This window comes from Rhizobium sp. CAU 1783 (assembly GCF_054551725.1).
This window is the reverse complement of sequence record NZ_JBTOLM010000001.1, coordinates 249068-270773: the sequence shown is the minus strand read 5'-3', so window position 1 is coordinate 270773 and position 21706 is coordinate 249068. Positions and strand designations below refer to the sequence as shown.

Below are 21706 nucleotides of genomic sequence, written 5' to 3'. Positions count from 1 at the left end.
TATGGGGTAACACCATTACAGACGCACCGTTCGCGTCGCCCATCCGATCGAGGTTTCCATGACCGAAGCTGCCGCAAAACCCATTCCCGTTACCGTGCTGACCGGCTACCTCGGCGCCGGAAAGACGACGCTGCTCAATCGCATCCTGTCGGAGAGCCACGGCAAGAAATATGCGGTCATCGTCAACGAGTTCGGCGAGATCGGCATCGACAACGACCTGATCGTGGAGTCCGACGAGGAAATCTACGAAATGAACAACGGCTGCGTCTGCTGCACCGTTCGCGGCGACCTGATCCGCGTGGTCGAGGGTCTGATGCGCCGCCCGGGCCGCTTCGACGGCATCATTGTCGAGACCACCGGCCTGGCCGATCCGGTCCCGGTCGCCCAGACCTTCTTCATGGATGACGACGTGCGCGCCAAGACCGAGCTCGACGCCGTGGTCGCCCTCGTCGATGCCAAGCACCTGCCGCTGCGGCTCAAGGACAGCCGCGAGGCCGAGGACCAGATCGCCTTTGCCGACGTCGTCGTCATCAACAAGTCCGATCTCGTCAGCCATGACGAGCTGCACCGCATCGAGGACATCGTTCGCGCCATCAACCCGTCGGCGCGCATCTACTCCACGTCGCGTTCCGGCGTAGATCTCGCGAAGGTGCTCGATCAGGGCGCCTTCAACCTCGAGCGCGCCCTCGAAAATGATCCGAGCTTCCTCGATCATGATCACCCGGACCATGTCTGCGGCCCGAACTGCGATCATGATCACGATCATGGCCACCATCATCATCACGACCATGATCATGACCACCACCACGATCACGGCCACGATCATGACGGCCATCACCATGACCACGGGCCGTCTCCGATCCATGACGTGACGGTCATGTCGATCTCGCTGCGCGGCGGCGAGATGAACCCGGACCGCTTCTTCCCGTGGATCCAGAAGATCACCCAGACCGACGGCCCGAACATTCTGCGCCTGAAGGGCATCATCGCCTTCAAGGGGGACGAGGAACGTTACGTCGTGCAGGGCGTGCACATGATCATCGAAGGCGATCATCAGCGTCCCTGGAAGGACGGCGAAAAGCGGGAGAGCCGACTGGTCTTCATCGGCCGCAACCTCGACCGCGAGAAGATCGAGAAAAGCTTCCACGCCTGCGAGGCGACCGCCTGATGCAATTCGCCACCATGCCCTTTTCGGATGAAGTCATGCCTATTGGAAAGAATGCCTGATGCCGACGGTCGCTCCCCTCGACATTGACGGTCACGTGCTGGCCGCCAGCTTCCTCGGCGACATCCCGGTTTTCGTCGCCGCCTCGGGCTCGATTCATCGGCTCGACGGCGGCGAAAAGGTGACAGAGGCCCACCAGGGCCTGCTCGCCTGCATCAAGGATAGTTCCAACCAGACGCTGGTCACCGGCGGCGAGGACGGCAAGGTCCTGCGCATCGCCCATGATGGCACGGTTACGGAACTCGCCCATGTGCCGCGCAAGTGGATCTCGGTCGTGGCCGCCGGCCCGCAGGGCGCCGTTGCCTATGCAGTTGGAAAGAACGGCTACGTCCGGCTCGCCGATGGCACGGTGAAGGAATTTGCCGAGGAGCGCACCATCGAGGCGCTGGATTTCGCGCCCAAGGGCATGCGCGTTGCCGCGGCACGCTACAACGGCGTAACGTTGCATTGGATCGGCACGACAGGCGCGCCGGTCGATCTCGACTGGAAGGGCGCCCATACCGGTGTCACCTTCTCTCCCGACGGCCGTTTCGTCGTGACCACCATGCAGGAAAGCGCCCTTCACGGCTGGAAGCTCGACAGCAAGTCGAACGAAACCCGCCATATGCGCATGACCGGCTATCCGGCGAAGGTGAAGTCGCTCTCCTGGTCCGCCAAGGGCAAGTGGCTTGCCTCGTCGGGCGCTCCGGCCGCAATCGTCTGGCCCTTCGCCGGCAAGGACGGCCCGATGGGCAAGGCACCGCTCGAACTCGGCACCCGTGCCAACATCATGGTCACCAATGTTGCCTTCCATCCGGCGGAAGATGTGCTGGCAATCGGCTTCGTCGACGGCATGATCCTCGCCGTTCGCACTGCCGACGGCAAGGAAGCGCTGCTGCGCCGTCCCGGCAAGGGCGCGATCACCTCAATGGGGTGGAGCGCCAACGGCAAGCTACTTGCCTTTGCATCAGAGGCAGGCGACTGCGGCGTCGTCGATATATCTGCCTAGTTGAATTACACTTCTCTAAAATCCGATGTATAGATAAGAAGAGAGCCCCTCAGCCGGGGCTCTTTTTCTTTTCAGGATGTTCACGGCGCTATTTTTCTTCACGGAACATATACCTTAACGCATCGGTAATTCATGCCGACTAGTTTTTGCTTTGTCCGGCGCTCTTGCCGCGTGGCCAGCCAAACATGCGGTCGGACGCCGGCGTCACCTTTCGAAGATTCAGCCAACCGGCCCGGTTGTCAGCGAATTGCGTATGTTCCGCGTTTCCCGCTGCCCTTGACGCTTGGCGTGCCACGGAAAGCAAGCTCATGCGTTTCAACATCTCTTTCATGGTCACTTCCGCCGGGCTGGCGCTGGCCGCCGGCCTTGTCGCCACCGTCGGGATCGGCATGCAGACCCTGCAGACGCTGAAGATCAACGGTCCGATCTATCATGAGATCGTCGACGGAAAAGACCTCATCGCGGATATTCTGCCGCCGCCGCTCTACCTCACCGAAGCCTACTCGCTGACCAGCGAAACAGCGCTGCATCCGGATACCGCCCAAGCCAACCTCGCACGGCTCGAGGTTCTGAAGGGGCTGTACGCCGAACGGCGTGAATACTGGAAGAACTCGACGCTTCCCGCCGAGCTTTCCTCGAAGCTCTACTCGGATGTTTTGACCAAGGGCGACATCTTCTGGAACGAAGTCAACAACGCCTACATTCCCGCAGCGAGCCAAGGCAACGCGGCCGCTGTGGCAGCCTCTCTTCCCGCGCTCAAGGAAAGCTTCCACACCCACGAAAGAGCGGTCAACGAACTCGTCGACATGTCCAACGCCTACCTGAAGACCCGGGAAGAATATGCTGCCGGCCAGACCGCGATGATGGAGATGCTCGCACTCGCGGGCGGTTCGGCGCTGATCCTAATGGCGCTCGGCGCCGTCTTCTTCATCCGGCAGCGCGCGCTCAATCCGCTCGGCGGCATCAGCAGCTTCATGACCGACATGGCGGGCGGCGAATATGACCGGGCCGTCCCCTACTCAAACCGCAAGGACGAGATCGGCGACATAGCAAACGCCGTAGAGGTCTTCCGCCTTGCCGGTCTCGAGAAGCAGCGGCTGGAAGCACAGGCAACGCACGCCCGAGCGCTCACGGAGAGCGAACGTACAGCGCGCGAAGAACGGCGTGTGAAGGAGGCCGAGGCATTGCAAATGGTCGTCGACGCGCTCGGCGCCGGCCTCAATCGCCTCGCCGAATGCAACATCCGCCTGACTATCGACGAGCCCTTCGAACCGCATTTCGAACCGCTGCGCCGTGACTTCAACAACTCGATCGCTACGTTCCAGGCCACGCTCGAACAAGTACTCGACGAGACCCGCAGCCTCTACGACAACGGCCAGGAAATGCGCGCAGCCGCAGACAACCTCTCGCAGCGCACGGAGCAGCAGGCAGCCGCGCTTGAAGAGACCTCGGCCGCCCTGGAACAGGTCACCGCGACGGTGCGCTCGTCTGCCGAACGAACCCTCGACACCCGCAACCTGGTGCGCGACACCAAGGAATGCGCAGCATCCTCCGGCGAGGTTGTGCGTGACGCGATCAGCGCCATGCAGCGCATCGAGAAGGCTTCCTCCGAAATCAGCCAGATCATTTCGGTCATCGACGAGATCGCCTTCCAGACCAACCTACTGGCGCTCAATGCCGGCGTCGAGGCCGCCCGCGCGGGTGAAGCCGGCAAGGGCTTTGCCGTCGTCGCTCAGGAAGTGCGCGAACTTGCCCAGCGTTCGGCCACGGCCGCTCGCGAAATCAAGGGATTGATCGTCAATTCCACAGTCGAGGTCGCCTCAGGCGTGAAGCTCGTCGGCGAGACCGGCCAGGCACTCGACCAGATCCAGGGTTTCGTCGCTCGCGTCGATTCCAACATCGATGCCATCGCCACGGCGGCGCGCGAACAGTCCGTCGGACTACAGGAAATCAGCTCCGCGATCAACAACATCGACCAGATGACCCAGCAGAACGCCGCGATGGTCGAAGAGACGACCGCAATCAGCCACACGCTGGCCGAAGGTGCGGCTCACCTCACGACACTGGTCGGCCGCTTCAAGCTCAATCGCCGCACTTCGATCCGCTCTGGCGAGCCCGATCAACAGATCGCGTCCGGACGGGCGGCCTGATCGCCGCCCGCAGACACGTGCGGATTTAGCCCGCGCGGTCCAACATGAAAGGCTCGCCGGTCTCGGCGAGCGTCTTGAGCCGGGACAGCGATTCCGGCCATCCGCCGACCACGGCCCTGCTCGTCGCCGTCTCGCCAGCGAAATCATCATGGACCAGGGTAAGCTTGCACGCGCCCTCGGAGATCGGCACGATCTCGAAGGTTACGCGCGACGGCTGATCCGCCGCCACGTCCGGCGCCCATTGCGCACTGAAGGTCAGAACCAGTTTGCCGGGCGGCTGCATCTCGACGATCCGACCGCCGATCGCCACCTTGTCACCCATCATCCAGGCATACTCGCCACCGACACTCCAATCGGTGAGGGACGTCATGTTGAAGTGCTGCCAGAGTGGCGTCTTCTCGTCGTCGGTTATGATCTGCCAGACGGTCTCGGCGGATGCGCGGATATAGAGCTCGTAAACATGTCTGGGTGAAACAGCCTTGGTCATGGTCTTTTCCCTCTCGAATGACTCGGCAATGGACTTGATGTCGACCAGCGAGCGGGCGAACGGCGCCGTGTAGCGCGATATCCACCGATCGCTGACCTCCTGAATGGGCACAGTATTGAGGAAGTGCAGCTTCTCGCGTCCGACTTTCCGGCAGATCACGAGGTGGGCGGACTCCAGGACTTTCAGATGCTTCATCACTCCAAACCGGGTGAGCGGGAAATGGCTTTCCAGCTCGCCGAGCGTCCGGCCGTCCCGCTCTTTCAGGAGGTCGAGCAGCGCGCGTCGCACCGGATGGCTCAGGGCCACAAAAACATCATCGTCCATGGCGATCAAACTAGGTGACTATATAGTCACATGTCAAGCCGCCGGGAAATGATGGAGCCTCCGGATCTGGAAGGAGCCCCCCGCGGCTAAATCCATGCATTTCCGCCGTTCCGATTCTGCGCTAGCATGATCACAATTGTCCGCTTCGAACGATCGGCCCGATGCGCTCCCTTCTCAACCTCTTCTCCATCCTCCTGCTTCTCAACCTGCCCCCGCAGACCGCCCGGGCAGAAAGCGGCACGATGGCCAGCCTAAGTGATCCGGTGACAGGCGCACCGGGCATGACCTATTTCGAGCTTGCGAGGCGCTTTGTCCCCGACCTGCAGCCTGATGGCATGGCATGGACCGGGCACACACTCGACGAGACCTATGCCCAGGACTGGGAGTTGGAAACCGATTGGCCGGACGGCATCGGCATGGACGGTGTCGAAACCGTCGCTTTCGAACGGGACGGCAAGCAACGGCTGGCCATCCTCTTCGGCCTGGCGCCCGCCACGGACACGGCCGAGACACCCACAATCCTCGCCCTATATGCGCTGGAGGACAGGCCTCGCCTCATCGACGCCATCGATGTCGGCCTTGACCGCGACAACGGTTTTGCCGAGCCGGCCATCCAGACGCTCAGCGACGGCGCGGCCCTCATTGCCACGGAAAGCAGCCACTGGAATTCCAGCCAGAGTTACCGGATCACCAACCTCGTCCTGGCTGAGGCGGACAAGCTGACGACGGTCGATGAAGTGCTGACGCTTTCGGAGCGCTATTGCGGCCTCAATCGCACCCAGACGCCAGCGATTGCCGTTGAACCGGGTGCGTCCGGCAAGCGGGCAGCCATCCACGTGTCGGTCAGGGTTACGGAGGAGAAGGTGGATGAGGCCTGCGACGAGCCTCCGCCCGTACCGGCACCAGAACGCCTGGTCTCCGTCACCTATCGGTGGAACGATCAGACCGGCACTTACATGCCGGACTCCCAGGCGCTCGAAGCCCTCGCGAAGGAAAACGAGGAACGCTTCTGACCGGCAAGCATCCCCGGAAAATGAAACGCCCGGCTTTGCCCGGCGGGCAAAGTCGAGCGATCGCGGTACTTAGACAATAACAGCCTTCGGTCAGAACTTCACGCCAAGACCGACATTTACGACATGCTGGTTGAAGTCGGTGTCGACCCCGCCGATGTCCTTCTCGAAATAGTCGTTGTAACGATATTCCAGGCGGGTGAAGACCCGGTCGGTGACCGCATAGTCGACACCGGCGCCGACCGTCCAACCATGCAGGGTTTCGCTTTCGTCGAGACCGCCGCCCTCAACCGAGAAATTCGTCGCGGTCCAGCCACCGGCTGCGTAGAGCAGCGCACGGTCCATCGCATAGCCGGCACGTGCGCGAACCGAGCCGCTGAAGCCCGTGCCGACATCGACGGCTCCGTAGCCGTTCTTGTTCCAGTCATAGTTCAGGTCTCCTTCGAGACCGACAACGGCGTTGCTGCCGAAGCCCCAGTTATAGCCGACGAAACCGCCGAAGCGGCCACCATCGAAATCGTCGGAGGCCTCAGCTGTTCCGTCAAAGAAGTCGCCATTGCCCCAGGCATATCCGCCGTGGAGACCGATATAGGCACCATCCCAGCTGAAGACCGGGGTGGCTTCGACAGCCTGTGGCGGAGCAGGCGGCGCCTCGTAGACGGCATCCGCGGAGAAGGCTGCTCCGGCCGAAACGAGGAGTGCCGCCGCACTCAATCCTAGCTTCTTCATCATGGTATGAACTCCCTTTCGTGCAGGCCCGCCCTGAGCAGGATCCGGCAAACGCTTGATCGTGACGTACACATCACGAAGCCCTAACAAGCGCGGGAGGGGGAATTGTTCCGACCGAATGTCGATTTTTCTGCGATGATGCACAGGAGACACGGGCGGAAACGGGAAGGTTTTCCAATAAATACAAAAGGATGGGCCCCACACCACCGGGGCGGAGCACTTGCCCGCAAAGCCTCCCCGCGGAGCGAAGACGGACCAGCTAACAACAGCACCGCACGGCGCCCGACGGGCGCCGCCCAGTCCCGAGATCAGTCCATCAGGACGTCTCAGGCAGCGCGGCGACGTCCCGGCTGCGACAGCTTGCGACCGGATGCGACGATCATGCCCGCCGCCCCGTCAAGCCAGCCCGCCTTGAGCTCGAGCGCCAGGAAGCGCTCGCGGGCGAAGGGGCCGGGCATGACCAGATGCTGTGCCTTTTCCGCGAAAAAGCCGAACCGCTCGTAGTAGGCGGCATCACCGACCAGCAGGACGGCGCCGTGCTCGCGCTTGCGCGCCTCGATGAGGGCCGCGCGCATCAGTGCCGAACCGATGCCCTTGCCTTCGTGCAAAGGATCGACCGCAAGCGGCCCAAGCAGCAGCGCATCGATTGTCCGGCCCTCGCGCGACACGCCGGCCTCGACATTCCACAGGCGGACGGTCCCGATCACATGCCCCGAACGGTCCCGCGCGACGAGTGCCAGGCCTTCGGCCGGCAGGCGCCCCTGGCGGATTTTCTCCGACGACTTCATCTTGCGCTCGGGCCCCATGGCGCGATCGAGCAGGGCCTCGCGGGCGACGACGTCGGCCGGCGTTTCAACATCGATGACAAAGGCAGGTGCAGGCGCAAAAAATGCGCGCACGACGTCCAGAACAGCGGCCATGGCGGCCTCCCGTACCAAGAAGTGTTTCCGATGATGGTGTGTTGCGCCGCGCCGGTCGAGCCGGCGCGGTCGTCGAAGGGCCCGGTCGGACCTTAGATGACGTAGGCCTTGAGCGGCTCGAAGCCGTTGAAGGCGACTGCCGAATAGGTCGTCGTGTAGGCGCCCGTTCCCTCGATCAGAACCTCGTCGCCGATCGTCAACGAGACCGGCAGCGGATACATGTTCTTCTCGTACAGCACGTCGGCCGAATCGCAGGTCGGTCCGGCAAGCACGCAGGGCTCCATCTCGTCGGCGTCGCGCGCGGTGCGGATCGGGTAGCGGATCGCCTCGTCCATGGTTTCAGCCAGACCGCCGAACTTGCCGATGTCGAGGAAGACCCAGCGATGCGCGTCGTTGTCCGACTTCTTCGAGACCAGCACGACTTCGGCCTTGATCACGCCGGCATTGCCGACCATGCCGCGACCCGGCTCGATGATCGTCTGCGGGATGTGATTGCCGAAATGCTTCTTGAGCGCACCGGAGATCGCACGGCCATAGGCTTCCGCCGACGGGATGTCGCGCAGATACTTGGTCGGGAAACCGCCACCCATGTTCACCATCTGCAGATGGATGCCCTGCTTGGCGAGCGAGGTGAAGACGCGCTTGGCATCGGCGAGCGCCGAATCCCAGGCATCGACCTTGGTCATCTGCGAACCGACATGGAACGACACGCCGAACGAGTCGAGACCGAGCTGGTGGGCATAGACGAGCACGTCGACGGCCATCTGCGGTACGCAGCCGAACTTGCGCGACAGCGGCCATTCCGCACCTTCGCCGTCCGTCAGGACGCGGCAGAACACGCGGGCGCCGGGAGCTGCACGGGCGACTTTCTCGACTTCCTCGTGGCTGTCGACGGCGAACAGGTTGATGCCGAGTGCGTGCGCACGGGCAACGTCCCGTTCCTTCTTGATCGTGTTGCCGTAGGAGATGCGTTCCGCCGTCGCACCGGCATCGAGCGCCATCTGGATTTCGGCGACCGATGCGCAGTCGAAGCTCGAGCCCAGCGAGGCGAGCAGCTTCAGGACTTCCGGAGCCGGGTTGGCCTTGACGGCGTAGTAGATCGAGCTGTCCGGCAGGGCGTGACGGAAAGCACCGTAATTTTCACGCACCACGTCAAGGTCGACCACGAGGCAAGGACCTTCCGGACGTCGGGTGTTGATGAAGTCGAGGATGCGAGCAGTGGTCATGATCGAATTCCCTATAGTTCCAAAGCTCCAGCGAAACGCTGGAGGACAAAGGGCATACGGGCGTACGATCAGGAACCAGCCGGTGGAGACCCCGGAACCTTGAACGACGCTCGACGCGCAGATAGTGAATCAACGCCCTGCCAAGGACGATAGATTCGGCTTTGTCTGCCATGGATTGGTGGGAAACCCGACCGCACTTCCGGCAATGATGGTGTGCCTCTTCAGTACCCCGGCTGATGGAAAGCCGGCAGAGAACCAGAAAGGCCCGCACCGTCGTTGCTTCAAGATGTCCTCGCATTTCCCGGTTGGCCGGAATAGCGACTGGAGGGGTTAGTTCCAGGTACCTTACCGATGACCTCACCTTAGGGATAAATCCCAGTTCGAGGGTCGGCGGACACCCACAGGCACGTGCGACTTTGGGCAGAGAGGGAGATAAGAATGTTCGCGGTCATAATCAAGCGTTTTTTGACCCCTGCGACAGAAAAATGATTGAACAATCCGGCAGCTGTGTTCACAATTCGCGCACAGCTTTGGAGGATACCTGACAATGGACACGCTGACGCGCATCCGCGCCTTTATCGATGTGGTCGAAGCGGAGGGCTTTTCGGCAGCCGCCCGCAAGACCGGCCGCTCGAAGGCCTTGCTGTCCAAATATGTCCGCGAACTGGAAGATGAGCTCGGCGCCCTGCTCTTGAACCGGACCACACGCCAGTTCTCCCTGACCGAGGCGGGCCACACCTACTATCGCAGTGCGACCGAAATCCTCAAGGAGATCGACAGCTTGGCCGATCTCGTGCGCGAAAACACCACGGACCTCAAGGGCAAGCTCAAGGTCACCGTTCCGCGAACCTTCATCGATGCCGAAGTCGGCCAGTCGCTGATCGACTTTTCGCGCGAGCATCCCGATCTCTCGCTGGAGATCGTCGCCGAAGACCGCTTCGTCGACCTCGTCGAGGAGGGTTTCGATCTCGCCATCCGCATCACCAGGCTCGATGATTCGGGTCTGATCGCCAAGAAGCTCTCTGATTTTCGCGTCTACGCCTGCGCAACGCCCGACTTCGTCGCCAAGCACGGACCGTTGAAGCATCCGCAGGAACTGTCCCGCGTCCCGGTGCTGATCGACACCAACACTCGATCCCACAACACCGTGCGGTTCGTCGATCCGGACGGCGGCGCAATCTCGATTGCCGTCAGCGGCCCGATCGAGGTCAACAGCCCGCAGGCCACCTTACGTGGCGCCCGCGCAGGCCTCGGCGTCGCGATGATTCCCGACTTCATCGCCCGGCCCTATATCGAGAACGGCGAACTGGTCTCGCTCTTCGATGACTACCTGCCGAAGGACCGCGGGATCTACGCCGTCTATCCCCATCGCCGCTACCTGCCCGCCAAGGTGCGCGCCTTCGTCGATTACCTGCATGGCTGGTTCCGCCAGCACACGTCAGCGTGATCGACGCCGCGAGGTCCCATTTCCGTCGAATTTGTAGCGGAGGAAGAAGCTGGGAATCGGGCGCAAGGGTGAAGACGGCATGAAGAGACGGTTTGCATTGATCGCGGCATTGCTGGGCACGCCGCTGCCGGCCCTTGCGCATCCGCATGTCTTTGCCGAAGCGCGCCTTGAGGTGATTTCCGGCACCGACGGCACGGTTTCGGAACTGCGCAATGTGTGGCGCTTCGACGACGTCTTCTCCTCGAGCGTCCTCATGGACTTCGACAAGAACAGCGACCTGAAGCTCGATCACAGCGAGCTGAACGAGATCGCCAACACGATCCGCACCTCACTCGCCGACTACAGCTACTTCACCTCCATCAGCCGCGACGGCGCGCCGGTTACCGTCGCGAAACCGGAGACCTTTCACGTCGACTTCAAGGAAAACCAACTTCTGGTCTTCTTCGTCGTCAAGCCGGAGAAGCCTCTGCCCCTCAAGGGCAAGCTGAGCATCGGCGTCTACGATCCGACGATGTATACGGCGATCGACTTTGCCAAGGACGATGACATGCAGACGGAAGGCGATGGCTTCAAGGCCTGCAAGCGGACCGTCGTGCGGCCGGATCCGGACGAGGTGCTCGCCCAGAACCAGGCAAGCCTCACCGAAGCCTTCTTCAACGATCCGGCCGGCACGGACATGAGCAAGCTGTTTGCAACGCGGCTCGAGGTGACATGCTGATCCGGGGCACCCTCCGGCCGGTCGCCGCTGCCGCCGCGGTCCTGCTTTTCACGGCCCTGATAGCGCACGCCGCCTCGCCGCTCGGGATCGGAACCGCCGAGCCATCATTCCAGGCGACAGGCCCCTTTGCCGGCTGGCTCGCCTTCATCAACGACAACCAGCAGGCCTTCTATCGCGCGCTCACCGGCGCGCTGAAGGCCATGCGCGAAGACCAGACCCATCTCTGGACGCTCGTCGGCCTCTCCTTTGCATATGGTGTCTTTCACGCCGCCGGCCCCGGCCACGGCAAGGCGGTCATCTCCTCCTACATGATCGCCAACGAGATCGAGCTGCGCCGTGGCATCTCGATCTCCTTCGTCTCGGCCTTCCTGCAGGGCGTCGTGGCGGTCGCGCTCGTTGGCATCACCTATGCGGCCCTGCGTGGCACGGCGATCTCGATGACCGACGCGACCCGGGCGCTCGAAATCGCCAGTTACGCCCTGATCGTCGCCTTCGGCACCTGGCTGCTGATGCGCAAGCTGAAGGGGATCTGGATCGCGCGCAGTGCGCCGATCAGCGCGGGCCTGTTCGACGGCGCGGTTTCCGCCCCTCCCGCAGCGGCGAGCACCGGGCTTTCCTTTCGCGCAACCGCCATCGAACACGGACATGATGCCCTGCCCCCTGGCTCGGTCTGCCCAGACTGCGGCGTCACGCACCTGCCCGATCCGCGCATGCTCTCCGCGCAGGATTTCAGCATGAAGGAAGCATGGTCGGCCATCGTCGCGGTGGGCCTGCGCCCATGCTCCGGCGCGATCCTGGTGATGACCTTTGCCCTGTTGAACGGACTCTATCTCGGCGGTATCCTGTCGGTCTTCGCCATGGCGCTCGGCACCGCGATCACCGTCTCGGCACTCGCGGCGATCGCGGTATCGGCAAAATCACTGGCGGTGCGCCTGTCAGGTCCGGGTTCGAAAGCGGCAGGGCGCGTTGCAAGCGCTATTGAAATCCTCGGCGCCCTTCTGGTGATTGCCCTCGGCGCCCTACTTCTCGCCGCCGCCCTGCAATCCTGAGCGCCGATCAGGCGCTCAAGGAAAGCCTCACTGCTTGTCGCGTCGACGCTGGTAGCGGGCCCTGAGCCAGAGCACGATGAAGAACGACATGATCGCCACCGTGCCGACGAGCGCCGCCAGGACCGACGAGTAGTCGCCGATCCAGAGCACGAGCTTCGGCAGACCGAGCAGCAAGGCGCCAAAGCCGAGCACGATCGCTCCTGCGGCGATCGCCGACGAACGGTTGCTCCTGTCGTCGCTCATTCGGCGGCCCCCTTGGAAAGGTCTGCGCGGATGTCTTCCAGCTTGCGGACCTGCCGGCCGTCGGCATCGAAATTCTCCGGCGCGAGCCAGGCCTCGAAGGCAGCCTTGATCAGCGGCCATTCGCCGTCGATCATCGAGAACCAGGCGGTATCGCGGTTCTTGCCCTTCGACAGCATGTGCTGCCGGAAGACGCCCTCGAACGTGAAGCCATAGCGGTTGGCGGTCGCCTTGCTGGGTTCGTTCTCGTTGTGGCACTTCCACTCGTAGCGGCGATAGCCGAGATCGTCGAACACGTGGCGCGCCATCAGGTAGTGCGCCTCGGTGGCGAGCGGCGTACGGCTCATGGCCGGACCATGGGCGACCCCGCCGACCTCGACGACGCCGTTGGCCGGATCGGCGCGCATGTAGTTGGCCATGCCGACGACCTTGCCGGTCTTGTTGTCGCGAAAGACTTCCGTGACCCAGCCGCCCTTGGTCTGCACGCTTTCGAGCCAGGCATCGAAATCCGCAATGCCGGAGAAATCCGGCTGGGTGAAATAGGTGAGCAGCGGATTGATCGCCATGCCACCGAGACCGTCCCACAGGGCCTGGAGATGCTGCGCCTTGTCATATGGCTCGGCGGTGACGAAACGGCCTTCGAGCCGGACAGGCCTTGGTGCCGGGCAGCCCTTGAAAGTGGAAAGATCGCGCATGTTTGCCTCTCGCTTAAGTCGGCAAACGATTAGGCCAGCCGCCGGGCAAAGGCAACTGGCCGAAATCGCAGCGGAAGGTACGTCCTCAGACCTTGGCGGCCGAAACCGTCGCCTCGATGTGATCGACGAGCCCGTCGGCAAGGCCAAGCCGCCCGGCGAGCAGGTCGAGGTAACCGCGTTCCGCTCGGCTGTCCGGCTCGATCGCGAGCCGCGAGGCCGTATAAAGTTCGACCTTCTGCTCTTCGGTGAGGGCCGCAGCCACCAGCGCGTCGAGATCGGTCGGGGCCGACAGCTCGGCTTCGAGGAAGGCTTCCGCTTCCGCACCGAGACCGGACAGATGGACCTTGTCCATGATCCGACCACGCTCGGCCGCATCGATGTGACCGTCGGCCTTGGCGGCAGCGATCATCGCGCGCACCAATGTCAGGGCGAAATCGTTCGACACCTTGGCGGGCTCGGTACTGAAGGCGGAGTCCGCGGGCGGTGGCAGCAGAACCGGTTCACTCGCGGCTTCGGGCTGCGGCGCCTTGCCGGCCTGATAGTTCTTGTAGGCCTGGTATCCGAGACCCGCGATCGCAGCGAGCCCCCCCAGCTGCAGGGCGCTGCCGGTCAGCGACCGCCCGGTCTTCGTGCCGAGCAGGACCGCCGCGATGGCGCCGGTCGCAAGCGGATTGTCCTTCGCGAGCTGGACGACGTCGCCGGCCTTCTGCTTCACACTTCCGTTCGTGCCCGGCACCTGGGAGCCGAGAAATTGATCAAGCAGCTTCTTCGCGTCGAACATCGAAATCTCCGTAGGTTTCATTCTCGACTGCTAGATAAGGAGGCGATCATGAAATTACAAAGACGCCGTCCGCACTTTCACGGCCGACCTGCTCAGCCGGCGAGCGCGGCTGCCTCCGCGGCGAGTTTGGTGATCCCGGCCCAGTCGCCGGCGACCACCATTTCCTTCGGCGCCACCCACGATCCGCCGACACAGACGACGTTCGGCAGCGAGAGGTAGTCCTTCGCATTCTTGAGCGAGATGCCACCGGTCGGGCAGAACATCGTGCCGGCAAGCGGCGACGAGAGTGATTTCAGATAGGCGGCTCCCCCGGCCTGCTCGGCGGGGAAGAACTTGAGGATCTGGTAGCCCTCCTCGCGAAGCTGCATGACTTCGCTTGCCGTTGCCGCACCCGGAAGCAGCGGAATATCCGAGCCGCGCGCCGCATGGATCAGCTCCCGCGTCGTGCCCGGGCTGACGATGAACTGCGAGCCGGCCTTCACCGCCGCGTCGAAATGGGCCGGATTGAGGATGGTACCGGCACCGACCACCGCGCCCTCGACTTCCGCTGCGACCCGCCGGACGGCTTCAAGGGCGGCATCGGTGCGCAGCGTGATCTCGATCGCCTTCAGGCCGCCGGCGACGAGGGCCTTCGCGAGCGGAACGGCGCTCTCTGCGTCCTCGATGATGAGCACCGGCACGACCGGCTGGAGCTTCAGGGTGGAAAGGAGCTTTTCGTTCTTCGCGCTCATCGCCGCACGCCTCTTTAAAACGATTGAAATTGTGTCAAGGATTAGCCGGAGAAGATGTCATTGTCGAGACAAATGCGCGCGGGCACGCAAGACTCCATTTGCCTTAGGCCCCACTTGCGCTACGTTGCGATGACGACATTCACGACGGACGAGCGAGATGGCCAAGGAAATCGAGCGCAAGTTCCTGGTGACGAACGACAGCTGGCGACAGCATGCCACGTCGGCCACCCCCATGCGGCAGGCCTATCTTTCCGTCAATCACGACCGCTCCGTGCGGGTCCGCACCAGCAACGACGAAAGTGCCAAGCTGACGATCAAGTTCGGCAAGACGGCGCTGGTGCGCGACGAGTTCGAATATCCGATCCCCCTTGCCGAAGCCGAGGAGATGATTGCCTTCGCCGTCGGCAACATCATCGAGAAGGTCCGCTACACGGTCGACGTCGGCGGCTTCACCTGGGAGGTCGACGTCTTCGAAGGTGCCTATCGCGGGCTGGTGATCGCCGAGGTCGAGCTGCAGTCGGAACAGGACGATCCCGAGCTGCCGGACTGGCTCGGTCGCGAGGTCACGGGCGACCGCCGCTATTCCAATCAGGTTCTGGCAACCGAGCGCCTCAAGCCCGAGCTCGTTCATGCCCTACCGAATTGACCCCGCACACCCTTTCGACGAGGAAGTGCGGCGTGTTGCGACCGAGCAGCTCCGCTCGGCGATTGCGTCTCTGGAACAGCAACCCCGGGGCCTCCACGAGGCCGTTCACGACGCGCGGAAAAACTTCAAGCGGCTTCGCGCCCTCTATAGGCTCGTCCTGGTGGACGACGCGGAACTCTTCGCCGACGAGAACGCCCGGCTGCGCGACACCGCCCGGACCCTGTCGCTGGTCCGCGACGCGACAGCAATGGTGGAGACGGTCACCTATCTCGAAGGCCATGCCCTGAACGAGGACGAGGCCCGGGCCTGCGCCCATGCCCGCGGCACGCTGACCGCACGGCGCGATGCTCTCGCACTCCAGGAAATGGACCTGCCGCAAAAGGCGGGAGGAGCCGTCGAAGACTGCCACGAGGCGATTGCCGCGATCGCGACCCTCCGCCTTCCCAAGCGGCAGCACAAGACCGCGCGCCTTCTGGCCAAGGGCTGGAAACGCATCCTGCAGAACGCGCGCATCGCCTTGAGGGAATGCCACGACAACGCCCATGAAGAAGTGTTCCACGACCTGCGCAAGGCATCCCAGACCTATTGGCGCGCGCTGTCGCTGCTTCGCGACATCTGGCCGTCGGCCATGCGGGCCAAGCGCGCGGAAGCCCGCAGCCTCACCGAAATCCTCGGCCACGAACACGATCTCGCGCTGCTCACCGACCTCCTGGACAGCGAACCGGCGCTCGCCGACGGCAGCGAGACCTTCTCCCATCTGCTTGGCGCGATCATCCGCCAGCAGCAGCAGTTGCGGCGAGATGCACTGGAGCTCGCCGACCGGGTCTTCGCCGACAAGCCGGGCCGCGAGGCAACCGTCATCGAGGCGCTGTGGATCGAGGCCGCACTGGCCTGATCGGCTGCTGACAGTTTTTGGCGGCAGCCTTATTATCCTTCCGCCATGAGCCGCTCGGAACGACTTCTTCAATTGTTACAGGTGTTGCGTCGCCACCGTCGGGCGGTGTCTGGCAAGACGCTCGCCGACGAAGTCGGCATATCGCTGCGCACGCTTTACCGTGACATCGCCACGCTGCAGGCCCAGGGCGCCGACATCGAGGGCGAGCCGGGTGTCGGCTATCTCCTTCGGCCCGGCTACATGCTGCCGCCGCTGATGTTTTCGGCAGAGGAGATCGAGGCGCTGGTTCTGGGCGCACGCCTCGTCGCAAGCCGCGCGGATCGTGATTTGGCGCTTTCAGCCCGGGATGCCCTCTCCAAGATCACGGAGGTCCTGCCCGACGAACTGCGGGAGAACCTCAGGAACAGCACGCTGCTTGCCGGTCCCATGCCCAACCTTCCTGAAGACACGGCCGATCTTGCGCATCTGCGCCAGGCAATCCGCTCCGAACAGTCCCTGAAGATCGCCTATCGCGACGAACACGGACAAACGAGCGAGCGGGTGATCTGGCCCTTTGCCCTCGCCTTCTTCGACGGCGCCCGCGTGCTAGTGGCCTGGTGCACGCTGCGAAACGATTTTCGCCATTTCCGCACGGACCGGATGGAGCTTCTCGCCCAGACGGAAACGGCCCGCTATCCAAAGCGTCGCCTGCAGCTGCTCAAGGCCTGGCGCCAGCAGAAAGGAATTCCCGACCGGGATCTGTGAGACTGCTGCCATTTTTTGCCAGCAGCATCCTTCATGATCGGGCCCTCAACACAGGAGAGCCATCATGACACCGAACCTCACCATCCTCTATGTCGACAGCCCGGAACAGAGCGCCGCCTTCTACGAAAAGCTGCTCGGCACAAGCCCCGTCGAGCGATCGCCGACCTTCGCCATGTTCATCTTCCCGGGCGGCCTGAAGCTCGGCCTGTGGTCGCGCCACACGGTGGTGCCGGCAGCGGCGGGGACGCCCGGCCTCTTCGAACTTGCCATCCCTCTCTCCGACCCGAGCGCCGTCAACGCCACCTATGACCAGTTGTCGACCGCCGGCCACACGACACTTCAGACACCGGCAGACATGGAGTTCGGTCGGACCTTCGTCATCGCCGACCCGGACGGCCATCGCATCCGCTTCTACAACCCGCCGGCCCGATAAGTACCGCTTTAGGGCGACCGCGAAGACATCCTCGCGGTCGCCCATGACGCCCAACGCCGCTGCAGTTGACAAAATTCAAAGTGCAGCGTGCCGCGCGAAAATCGTTGCGCCGCAAAGGCTGAGGCAGTATTTCCCGGGCCATGACCGAAGATCTTCAGACCCCTCGCCACGAAGAGGGCGGCGCTTTCTGCGTGGCCGCGCTCTACCACTTTGCCCGTTTCCCGCGCTTCGAGAGCTTTCGGGCGGAACTCGATGCCGTCGCCCGTGAGAACGGCATCAAGGGCACGCTGCTGCTTGCCGCGGAGGGCATCAACGGCACGATCGCCGGCACCGACGAAGGCATCGGCAACATTCTCGCCTTCATCCGTTCCCAGCCGGAGTTCAAGAACCTGGTGCACAAGGAAAGCCGGGCATCGAAGATGCCCTTCCTGCGCATGAAGGTACGGCTGAAGAAGGAAATTGTCACAATGGGCGTCGAGAATATCGACCCCAACAAGATCGTCGGGACCTATATCGACCCGAAGGACTGGAATGCCCTGATCTCGGACCCCGAGACCATCGTGGTCGATACGCGCAACGACTATGAAACGGCGATCGGTATCTTCAAGGGTGCGATCGACCCGAACATCAAGACCTTCCGCGAGTTCCCCGACTGGTTGCGCAACAATCCCGGCCTGCACAACAAGCCCAAGCTCGCCATGTACTGCACCGGCGGCATCCGTTGCGAAAAATCAACGGCGCTTGCCAAGGAAATGGGTTTCGAGGAGGTCTACCACCTCAAGGGCGGTATCCTGAAATATCTTGAGGAAGTGCCGGCGGAAGAGAGCCTCTGGGACGGCGCCTGCTTCGTCTTCGACGAGCGGGTATCGATTACCCATGGACTGAAGGAAGGCGAGCACACGCTCTGCCATGCCTGCCGCTATCCGCTGACCGCGGAAGAGGTGAAGTCGCCGAAGTTCGAGGAAGGCGTTTCCTGCCCGCACTGCTACGACAACCGCACCGAATTGGACCGCGATCGTTACCGCCAGCGCCAGATGCAGATCGCACTCGCCAAGAAGCGCGGTGAGAAGCACATCGGCAGCTGAGGCGGCCTGACGCTCAAGCCGGCCGCCTGGCCGGCGCGTGTCCACGACTGCGCAGGCGGTCGATTTCCGCGGACTCGCACGGCCGTCCGAACAGATAGCCCTGCAATTCGTCGCAGCCGGCGAGCCTGAGCGCCACCGCCTGTGCCTCGGTCTCCACGCCTTCGGCCGTCACCGGAATATCAAGTGACCGCGCCAGCGCCACCGTTGCCTGCAGCATCTCCACCGCCTTTGGACCGCCGTCGAGCGCGGTGATCATGGAACGGTCGATCTTCATCCGGTCGAAGCCGAACTGCCGCAGGTAACCGACGCTCGAGAACCCGGCGCCGAAATCATCGAGCGCGATCCTGACACCGATCCGGCGCAGTCGTTTCAGAGCCTGGGCGGCGCGTTCCGGACTGTGAATGAAATAGGTCTCCGTCATTTCCAGCACCACGCGTCGCGGGTCCATGCCCGTCTCACGGAACACCGTTTCGACATGACCGACAAAGGCCGGGTCACGGAACTGGCCGGGAGAGACGTTGACCGAAAGCCGCAGATCGGGCCAGTCATGCATCTGGCGGCAGGCGTGGTGCAGGACGCAGATGCCGAGCTCGTCGATCAGGCCGCTTGCCTCCGCGATCGGAATGAACACGTCGGGCGCCACCGGTCCGTGCCCCTTCCGGTTCCACCGCGCCAACGCCTCGACGCTGACGATCTCGAAGCTGTTCGCATTCACCACCGGCTGATAGACGACCGCGATCTCACCGCTCTGGATCGCCGCCCTGAGGTCGAGTTCCAGCTGGTGGCGCTCCTCCCGCTCTATATCCATCTGCGGATCGTACGGGGTCCAGCAACCGCGCCCGTTGTCCTTGGACCGGTACATCGCCATGTCGGCACGCCGCACCAGCTCCTCGCCCTCGGTCGCTCCGGCAGTCGACACGCAGAGCCCGATGCTGCAGCCGATCACGGCCACCCGCTCGCCGATCTCGAAGGGCTCCGCGACGAATTCAAGGATGCTTTCGCACAGTTCGACAGCCCTTGTCCCGGCATCCCTTCCGCTGATCGCGATGGCAAACTCGTCACCGCCGACCCGCGCGAGGATAGCCCCCTCGCCGACGAGAATGGTCAGGCCCGCGGCGACGCCCCGGATCAGCCGGTCGCCAGTGGCGTGGCCATAGGCGTCGTTGACCTCCTTGAACCCGTCGAGGTCGAGATAGAGCAGTGCCACGTCCTCGCCCGTCCGGCTCGCCGCCTCGACCCTCGCCGCAAGTCCGACGAACAGGCCCTCGCGATTGGCAAGCCCACTCAGCCGATCGATGCGGGACATCCGGATTGCCGTCGCCTCATCGGCCCGGACACGTCGCACCTCCTTGGCGCCGACCACGACCAGCAGCAGACAATAGAGCCCGACAATGACCGATGCACTGGTCACCAGCGGCCGCACCTGCTGGCGGCTGACATCGCCCGGTGCACGCGGATCCCAGCCGAGGGCGCCGAGGGCATAACCCGAAGGCGACAGGATGTTGACCTGGTGAGAGGCCGTGGCATAGGCGGGTGTCAGCCGCAGCTCGGGCAACACGTAAGCCTCGCCGAGCCGCGTGACAGTATCGGCGCGCAGATGACGTATGAAGATGAGATAGGCCGGATTGCGTGGGGGCTCAGTAATGAGATCGGCAGACTTCATCCGGATGAGTGCGATGCCGGCAGCGCCGATGCCCTTCGCGGTCCGAGTGAAGCCGAGCACCTGCGGCCGCTCGCCGACCGCCGTGTTCCTCACCTGCGCGAACATCGCCTTGACGTCGGCATTGACGAAGGCTTCGAGCTGACCTTCGATCGGGGCACCGTCCGAATAGGCCATCAGGCTCGCGCCCTGGCTGTCGAGCAGGATCGCGACGTCGAACAGGTCGCTTTCGAAGGTCATGTCGCCGAAGTTGCGCACGATCCAGTCGGCGTCCTGCTTGTTGTAGACGTAGTCGGCGGCATCATCCCAGGCCGCATAGTCGTTGAGCGTGGCGCCCAGCTGGTACTTGAACGTGCGGATGGCGCCGGTGACCGTCTCGCGTGACCGTTCCTCGTCGAGATGGTTTGCATAGCCTGCAACGCGGTCGAGGGCAGTAAACACGATCGTCGTCACCACGACGGCGACGGCGGCAAAGACGAGCAGCATGAACATCACCGCGAAGCGGCGATCGAGGGAGGCTGGCCGCCTCCTGAGGTTGAACGTCTTGAAACGCATGGACAGACCTTGGAGTGAGAGATCAGCCTGCGGCAGAATGTGTTCAATTTGATTTAACGCAAGTGCCCGAAACCCATAGCCTTGCGGCTAAAAGGCGGAAACAAAAAGAAAAACCTCCCCCGGGGCCGGGAGAGGTCGAGACAAGGCGCGGCCGGGCCGCAGGCAGACATGCGATCCGCTTACCAGGACGGGATCAGCGCGCCTTTGAACTCCTCGTTGATGAAGGCCCGGATGCTGTCGTCGTGATAGGATTCGACCAGCGTCTTGACCCAGGGAGCATCCTTGTCTGCGGAACGCACGGCGATGACGTTGGCGTAAGGCGACTTTTCACCCTCGATGGCGATCGCATCCGTCTTCGGGTGCAGGCCGGCTTCCAGCGCATAGTTGGTGTTGATCACCGCTGCGTCGACGTCGTCCAGCGAGCGCGGCAGCTGGGCCGCATCGAGTTCGGCGAACTGGATGTTCTTCGGGTTCTCGGTGACGTCGGCCGGGCCGACCTTGAGACCCTTGGCTTCATCGACCTTGATCAGGCCCTTCGAGGCCAGGACGAGCAGAGCGCGGCCACCATTGGTCGGATCGTTCGGGATCGCCACGGTCGCGCCGTCCTTCAGCTCCTCGAGGCTCTTCACCTTCTTGGAGTAGACGCCCATCGGCGTGGTGATGGTCGTGCCGACGCTGACGAGATCAAAACCGCGATCGGCAATCTGGTTGTCGAGATAGGGCTGGTGCTGGAAAGAGTTGGCGTTCAGGTCGCCGTCGGCCAGTGCCTGGTTCGGCACGACATAGTCGGAGAACTCGATGATATCGATGTTGAGGCCCTTCTTGGCGGCGATTTCCTTCACCTTTTCCATGATCTGGGCGTGTTCGCCGGCGGTCACGCCGACCTTGATGTCCTCGGCGAGGGCAGCGGTGGAGAAGAGTGCCGCGACGGCGGCGGCGACGATCAGTTTCCTCATTGTGTTTTCTCC

At 63.1% G+C, this 21706-nt stretch carries 22 protein-coding genes; 12 read left to right on the top strand and 10 right to left on the bottom strand.

Features of this window, described 5'->3' with window-relative positions; all coding sequences use genetic code 11:
* Positions 1-58 precede the first annotated feature (58 nt).
* From ACX93L_RS01155 to ACX93L_RS01145, 3 genes are all read left to right on the top strand, one after another.
* Positions 59-1168, top strand: coding sequence for a CobW family GTP-binding protein (locus ACX93L_RS01155; protein WP_459403145.1), 1110 nt, complete (start codon positions 59-61; stop codon positions 1166-1168).
* Between the two features lie 58 nt (positions 1169-1226).
* A complete protein-coding gene (locus ACX93L_RS01150) occupies positions 1227-2213 on the top strand; it encodes a WD40 repeat domain-containing protein (RefSeq protein WP_459403144.1) in 987 nt (328 codons plus the stop codon).
* Between the two features lie 308 nt (positions 2214-2521).
* Positions 2522-4363: a methyl-accepting chemotaxis protein gene (locus ACX93L_RS01145; protein ID WP_459403143.1), complete on the top strand. Its 1842-nt coding sequence runs from the start codon at positions 2522-2524 to the stop codon at positions 4361-4363.
* A gap of 25 nt (positions 4364-4388) precedes the next feature.
* Here the strand turns inward: ACX93L_RS01145 and ACX93L_RS01140 are convergent, their stop codons facing one another.
* Positions 4389-5174 carry an ArsR/SmtB family transcription factor gene (locus ACX93L_RS01140; protein WP_459403142.1) on the bottom strand — a complete coding sequence of 262 codons (786 nt, stop codon included), beginning with the start codon at positions 5172-5174 and terminating at the stop codon, positions 4389-4391.
* 161 nt (positions 5175-5335) lie between these two features.
* On the opposite strand from ACX93L_RS01140, the gene ACX93L_RS01135 reads away from it, so the two are divergent.
* A complete protein-coding gene (locus tag ACX93L_RS01135) occupies positions 5336-6187 on the top strand; it encodes a hypothetical protein (protein WP_459403141.1) in 852 nt (283 codons plus the stop codon).
* Between the two features lie 90 nt (positions 6188-6277).
* Here the strand turns inward: ACX93L_RS01135 and ACX93L_RS01130 are convergent, their stop codons facing one another.
* The 3 genes from ACX93L_RS01130 to odc2 form a co-directional block, all read right to left on the bottom strand.
* A complete protein-coding gene (locus ACX93L_RS01130; protein ID WP_459404116.1) occupies positions 6278-6913 on the bottom strand; it encodes an outer membrane protein in 636 nt (211 codons plus the stop codon).
* A gap of 326 nt (positions 6914-7239) precedes the next feature.
* Positions 7240-7833, bottom strand: coding sequence for a GNAT family N-acetyltransferase (locus tag ACX93L_RS01125; protein WP_459403140.1), 594 nt, complete (start codon positions 7831-7833; stop codon positions 7240-7242).
* A gap of 92 nt (positions 7834-7925) precedes the next feature.
* Positions 7926-9059, bottom strand: a complete 1134-nt coding sequence (odc2, locus tag ACX93L_RS01120; RefSeq protein WP_459403139.1) for an ornithine/lysine decarboxylase — start codon at positions 9057-9059, stop codon at positions 7926-7928.
* A gap of 547 nt (positions 9060-9606) precedes the next feature.
* Here odc2 and ACX93L_RS01115 point away from each other — a divergent pair.
* From ACX93L_RS01115 to ACX93L_RS01105, 3 genes are all read left to right on the top strand, one after another.
* The gene (locus tag ACX93L_RS01115; protein ID WP_459403138.1) at positions 9607-10506 is read left to right on the top strand and encodes a LysR family transcriptional regulator; all 900 of its coding nucleotides are present in this window, start codon (positions 9607-9609) and stop codon (positions 10504-10506) included.
* 79 nt (positions 10507-10585) lie between these two features.
* Positions 10586-11224, top strand: coding sequence for a DUF1007 family protein (locus ACX93L_RS01110; RefSeq protein ID WP_459403137.1), 639 nt, complete (start codon positions 10586-10588; stop codon positions 11222-11224).
* Positions 11218-12273: a nickel/cobalt transporter gene (locus tag ACX93L_RS01105; RefSeq protein WP_459403136.1), complete on the top strand. Its 1056-nt coding sequence runs from the start codon at positions 11218-11220 to the stop codon at positions 12271-12273. Before ACX93L_RS01110 ends, ACX93L_RS01105 begins: the two co-directional genes overlap by 7 nt.
* 27 nt (positions 12274-12300) lie before the next feature.
* Here the strand turns inward: ACX93L_RS01105 and ACX93L_RS01100 are convergent, their stop codons facing one another.
* The 4 genes from ACX93L_RS01100 to ACX93L_RS01085 all read right to left on the bottom strand — a co-directional run bounded on the left by ACX93L_RS01100 (position 12301) and on the right by ACX93L_RS01085 (position 14720).
* Positions 12301-12516 (bottom strand): hypothetical protein, encoded by a 216-nt coding sequence (locus ACX93L_RS01100; RefSeq protein WP_459403135.1) that lies wholly within the window; start codon positions 12514-12516, stop codon positions 12301-12303.
* Positions 12513-13208: a GNAT family N-acetyltransferase gene (locus ACX93L_RS01095; RefSeq protein ID WP_459403134.1), complete on the bottom strand. Its 696-nt coding sequence runs from the start codon at positions 13206-13208 to the stop codon at positions 12513-12515. Before ACX93L_RS01095 ends, ACX93L_RS01100 begins: the two co-directional genes overlap by 4 nt.
* An 85-nt stretch (positions 13209-13293) precedes the next feature.
* Positions 13294-13989: a tellurite resistance TerB family protein gene (locus tag ACX93L_RS01090; RefSeq protein WP_459403133.1), complete on the bottom strand. Its 696-nt coding sequence runs from the start codon at positions 13987-13989 to the stop codon at positions 13294-13296.
* Between the two features lie 92 nt (positions 13990-14081).
* Positions 14082-14720, bottom strand: coding sequence for a 2-dehydro-3-deoxy-phosphogluconate aldolase (locus ACX93L_RS01085; protein ID WP_459403132.1), 639 nt, complete (start codon positions 14718-14720; stop codon positions 14082-14084).
* 157 nt (positions 14721-14877) lie between these two features.
* Between ACX93L_RS01085 and ACX93L_RS01080 the strand changes: the two genes are divergently transcribed.
* The 5 genes from ACX93L_RS01080 (at position 14878) to trhO (ending at position 18523) form a co-directional block, all read left to right on the top strand.
* Complete coding sequence (locus ACX93L_RS01080; RefSeq protein WP_459403131.1) at positions 14878-15366, top strand: CYTH domain-containing protein; 489 nt, start codon at positions 14878-14880, stop codon at positions 15364-15366.
* On the top strand, positions 15350-16261 hold the full coding sequence (locus ACX93L_RS01075; RefSeq protein ID WP_459403130.1) for a CHAD domain-containing protein: 912 nt from the start codon (positions 15350-15352) through the stop codon (positions 16259-16261). The genes ACX93L_RS01080 and ACX93L_RS01075 overlap by 17 nt, the downstream gene beginning before the upstream one ends.
* Before the next feature lie 45 nt (positions 16262-16306).
* Complete coding sequence (locus ACX93L_RS01070) at positions 16307-17005, top strand: helix-turn-helix transcriptional regulator (protein ID WP_459403129.1); 699 nt, start codon at positions 16307-16309, stop codon at positions 17003-17005.
* Positions 17006-17069: 64 nt separating this feature from the next.
* Positions 17070-17438: a VOC family protein gene (locus ACX93L_RS01065; protein ID WP_459403128.1), complete on the top strand. Its 369-nt coding sequence runs from the start codon at positions 17070-17072 to the stop codon at positions 17436-17438.
* A 140-nt stretch (positions 17439-17578) separates the two neighbouring features.
* Positions 17579-18523, top strand: a complete 945-nt coding sequence (gene trhO, locus ACX93L_RS01060) for an oxygen-dependent tRNA uridine(34) hydroxylase TrhO (RefSeq protein ID WP_459403127.1) — start codon at positions 17579-17581, stop codon at positions 18521-18523.
* A 13-nt stretch (positions 18524-18536) separates the two neighbouring features.
* Here the strand turns inward: trhO and ACX93L_RS01055 are convergent, their stop codons facing one another.
* Entirely contained in the window at positions 18537-20738 is a 2202-nt protein-coding gene (locus tag ACX93L_RS01055; protein ID WP_459403126.1) for a putative bifunctional diguanylate cyclase/phosphodiesterase, read from the bottom strand.
* Positions 20739-20917: 179 nt separating this feature from the next.
* On the bottom strand, positions 20918-21694 hold the full coding sequence (locus ACX93L_RS01050; RefSeq protein ID WP_169586094.1) for a MetQ/NlpA family ABC transporter substrate-binding protein: 777 nt from the start codon (positions 21692-21694) through the stop codon (positions 20918-20920).
* Positions 21695-21706 lie beyond the last annotated feature (12 nt).

Excerpts from the sequence above, each read along its gene's own strand:
- ACX93L_RS01135 (WP_459403141.1), top strand. The coding sequence starts at position 5,336 with ATGCGCTCCCTTCTCAACCTCTTCTCCATCCTCCTGCTTCTCAACCTG.
- ACX93L_RS01110 (WP_459403137.1), top strand. The coding sequence starts at position 10,586 with ATGAAGAGACGGTTTGCATTGATCGCGGCATTGCTGGGCACGCCGCTG.
- ACX93L_RS01055 (WP_459403126.1), bottom strand. The coding sequence starts at position 20,738 with ATGCGTTTCAAGACGTTCAACCTCAGGAGGCGGCCAGCCTCCCTCGAT.
- ACX93L_RS01090 (WP_459403133.1), bottom strand. The coding sequence starts at position 13,989 with ATGTTCGACGCGAAGAAGCTGCTTGATCAATTTCTCGGCTCCCAGGTG.
- trhO (WP_459403127.1), top strand. The coding sequence starts at position 17,579 with ATGACCGAAGATCTTCAGACCCCTCGCCACGAAGAGGGCGGCGCTTTC.
- ACX93L_RS01065 (WP_459403128.1), top strand. The coding sequence starts at position 17,070 with ATGACACCGAACCTCACCATCCTCTATGTCGACAGCCCGGAACAGAGC.
- ACX93L_RS01095 (WP_459403134.1), bottom strand. The coding sequence starts at position 13,208 with ATGCGCGATCTTTCCACTTTCAAGGGCTGCCCGGCACCAAGGCCTGTC.
- odc2 (WP_459403139.1), bottom strand. The coding sequence starts at position 9,059 with ATGACCACTGCTCGCATCCTCGACTTCATCAACACCCGACGTCCGGAA.
- ACX93L_RS01140 (WP_459403142.1), bottom strand. The coding sequence starts at position 5,174 with ATGGACGATGATGTTTTTGTGGCCCTGAGCCATCCGGTGCGACGCGCG.
- ACX93L_RS01150 (WP_459403144.1), top strand. The coding sequence starts at position 1,227 with ATGCCGACGGTCGCTCCCCTCGACATTGACGGTCACGTGCTGGCCGCC.
- ACX93L_RS01125 (WP_459403140.1), bottom strand. The coding sequence starts at position 7,833 with ATGGCCGCTGTTCTGGACGTCGTGCGCGCATTTTTTGCGCCTGCACCT.
- ACX93L_RS01155 (WP_459403145.1), top strand. The coding sequence starts at position 59 with ATGACCGAAGCTGCCGCAAAACCCATTCCCGTTACCGTGCTGACCGGC.
- ACX93L_RS01100 (WP_459403135.1), bottom strand. The coding sequence starts at position 12,516 with ATGAGCGACGACAGGAGCAACCGTTCGTCGGCGATCGCCGCAGGAGCG.
- ACX93L_RS01105 (WP_459403136.1), top strand. The coding sequence starts at position 11,218 with ATGCTGATCCGGGGCACCCTCCGGCCGGTCGCCGCTGCCGCCGCGGTC.
- ACX93L_RS01050 (WP_169586094.1), bottom strand. The coding sequence starts at position 21,694 with ATGAGGAAACTGATCGTCGCCGCCGCCGTCGCGGCACTCTTCTCCACC.
- ACX93L_RS01070 (WP_459403129.1), top strand. The coding sequence starts at position 16,307 with ATGAGCCGCTCGGAACGACTTCTTCAATTGTTACAGGTGTTGCGTCGC.
- ACX93L_RS01085 (WP_459403132.1), bottom strand. The coding sequence starts at position 14,720 with ATGAGCGCGAAGAACGAAAAGCTCCTTTCCACCCTGAAGCTCCAGCCG.
- ACX93L_RS01145 (WP_459403143.1), top strand. The coding sequence starts at position 2,522 with ATGCGTTTCAACATCTCTTTCATGGTCACTTCCGCCGGGCTGGCGCTG.
- ACX93L_RS01130 (WP_459404116.1), bottom strand. The coding sequence starts at position 6,913 with ATGAAGAAGCTAGGATTGAGTGCGGCGGCACTCCTCGTTTCGGCCGGA.
- ACX93L_RS01115 (WP_459403138.1), top strand. The coding sequence starts at position 9,607 with ATGGACACGCTGACGCGCATCCGCGCCTTTATCGATGTGGTCGAAGCG.
- ACX93L_RS01080 (WP_459403131.1), top strand. The coding sequence starts at position 14,878 with ATGGCCAAGGAAATCGAGCGCAAGTTCCTGGTGACGAACGACAGCTGG.
- ACX93L_RS01075 (WP_459403130.1), top strand. The coding sequence starts at position 15,350 with ATGCCCTACCGAATTGACCCCGCACACCCTTTCGACGAGGAAGTGCGG.